This is a genomic window from Dietzia sp. DQ12-76 (genome assembly GCF_014145045.1).
Classification (GTDB): domain Bacteria; phylum Actinomycetota; class Actinomycetes; order Mycobacteriales; family Mycobacteriaceae; genus Dietzia.
The window spans coordinates 1-2,145 of record NZ_JAALDV010000200.1 but is presented as its reverse complement, the minus strand read 5'-3'; the positions used below and the strand labels follow the sequence as shown (position 1 = coordinate 2,145).

Annotated in this window: 3 protein-coding genes; all 3 read left to right on the top strand. The window is 70.3% G+C overall.

The window, feature by feature from the left end; all coding sequences use genetic code 11:
* Positions 1-373 precede the first annotated feature (373 nt).
* From G6019_RS08005 to G6019_RS07995, 3 genes are read left to right on the top strand one after another with little or no spacing between them, the layout of a single operon-like run.
* The gene (locus tag G6019_RS08005; RefSeq protein WP_107756915.1) at positions 374-898 is read left to right on the top strand and encodes an MSMEG_0572/Sll0783 family nitrogen starvation response protein; all 525 of its coding nucleotides are present in this window, start codon (positions 374-376) and stop codon (positions 896-898) included.
* Positions 899-902: 4 nt separating this feature from the next.
* Positions 903-1,793: a carbon-nitrogen hydrolase family protein gene (locus G6019_RS08000; protein ID WP_182613719.1), complete on the top strand. Its 891-nt coding sequence runs from the start codon at positions 903-905 to the stop codon at positions 1,791-1,793.
* Entirely contained in the window at positions 1,786-2,082 is a 297-nt protein-coding gene (locus G6019_RS07995) for an MSMEG_0570 family nitrogen starvation response protein (protein WP_107756917.1), read from the top strand. The genes G6019_RS08000 and G6019_RS07995 overlap by 8 nt, the downstream gene beginning before the upstream one ends.
* Positions 2,083-2,145: the final 63 nt, after the last annotated feature.

Below are 2,145 nucleotides of genomic sequence, written 5' to 3'. Positions count from 1 at the left end.
CCGCAGATCGGCCAGCGCCGGGTTCGCGGCGACCGCCCCGGCCAGGCCGGACAGAGCTGCGGTCGTGGTGGGGCTGCTGACAGTGGTGGTCACGCGTGTGAGTCCTCCGGGTGGGGTGGGCGCGGCGGACGGGGCCGCACGGAGAGCACCAGTGTAATCAGCCCCGACAGCGCCGAGCGCGGGCGTGACCCCGCTCACCGGACCCCATCGTCGCGGGCCGCGGCCCCACCCGTGTGTTACGTGGACGCCGGACGGGTTGTTCCAATCGCAACCACCCGGTAACGGACCGACACGCAGCGGTAACGCCGCGGGCGTGTACTCGCTGCCATGTCACCGGAACCCCTCCGGTGACCCCGTCCCCGAGGAGCCCACAGTGCCCGAGTTCGACGCCGCCATCACCGAGAACATCGCCGCCTCCCTCAAGGAGATCCCGCACCCGTCGCTGCCCAAGGGCACGAGCATCTACGGCGGCACCAAGATCTTCCCCGACTACAAGGCCGAGGAGGGCGAGTCGTACTTCACCCTCGTGCACGGCATCGCCCACGAGTCGTCCGTCTCCTTCGTCGCCGTGCTCCAGGCCACCCGCGCCCTGCGCAAGGGGTTCGAGTCGGCCATCTACTTCTACGGCCCCGGCGCCATCAACTGCCTCGCCACCCGCGGATTCCCCACCACCGGGGACTCCGGCTTCCCCGGCGAGCAGAACATCAACGAGTCCCTCGAGGCGTTCATCTCCGAGGGCGGGACAGTGTTCTGCTGCCGCTTCGGGCTCGGCCTCCACGGCGGCCGCGAGGAGGACCTGATCGAGGGCGTGATCCCCGCGCACCCGCTCGACGTTCAGGACGCCCTGATCCACTACGCCCGCAAGGGCGCCATCATCAACTCCACCTACATGGTCTGACGTCATGACCACCATCGGCTCGGTCGCGGCCAACTTCACCCGCGACCTCGAACAGAACTACCGGACCATCGCCCACTACGCGGAGCTCGCCCGTGAGCGCGGGGTCGACTTCCTGGTCTTCCCCGAGGCCGCCATCGGGGGCTATCTCTCCAGCCTCGGCAACCACGGCGACACCACGCTTACCGCCCGGTCGCTGCCGCCGGCGATCCGTCTCGACGGCCCCGAGATCGCCCGCGTCCGGGAGATCGTCGGAGACCTGGTGGTGGCCATCGGTTTCTGCGAGCTGGGCGCCGACGGCGTGAGCCGCTACAACGCCGCCGCCGTCCTCGACGGAACCTGCGTCTACGGGACCTACCGCAAGGTGCACCAGCCTCTCGGGGAGAACATGTCCTACGCCTCCGGCGGCGACTACCAGGTCTTCGACACCCCGGTCGGGCGGGTGGGCCTGCAGATCTGCTACGACAAGGCGTTCCCCGAGGCCGCTCGCGTCATGGCCCTGCAGGGCGCGGAGATCATCGCCTCCCTGTCGGCGTGGCCGGCGGCGCGCACGGCGACCGCCGCCAACCTGCAGGAGGACCGCTGGACCTACCGGTTCAACCTCTTCGACTCCGCCCGGGCCCTGGACAATCAGGTGTTCTGGGTGGCCTCCAACCAGGCGGGGACCTTCGGGTCGCTCCGGTACGTGGGCAACGCCAAGATCGTCGATCCCGGCGGGAACGTCCTGGCCACCACCACTCTCGACGAGGGCCTGGCGGTCGCCGAGGTCGACGTCGCGGGCACCTTCTCCGCGATGCGCGCCGGGATGTTCCACCTGCGCGATCGGCGTCCCGACGTCTACGGGCCGCTGGTCGAGCTGAACGACCCGGTCGAGGAGAGGAGGCTCGCCAGTGCCTGAGATGAACTTCGCCGTCCGGTGGCCCGACGGCACGGTCCGGGACTACTACTCCCCCAGTCTGGTGATCCACGACCACCTCACGGTCGGCGAGCGACTCAGCGTCGCCGAGTTCCGCGCCCGGGCCACCCACGCCCTCACCGAGGCGGGCGAGCGGGTCCGCGCCCGCTACGGGTTCCTGTGCACCTCCGCCGCCGAGACCGCCGCGCAGGTGACCTCGGCGAGCCTGGCCCACCCCGGGGACGCCCTCGTCGAGGTGGTCGCCATGGATCCTCTCGAGGAGCACCCATGAGCCCCACACAGGTTTCCCCCGGCACCCACATCCCGGTGCTCGTCATCGGCGGCGGCCAGGCCA

Bases quoted from the DNA above. Each gene is read 5' to 3' on its own strand.
- G6019_RS08000 (WP_182613719.1), top strand. From the start codon at position 903: ATGACCACCATCGGCTCGGTCGCGGCCAACTTCACCCGCGACCTCGAA.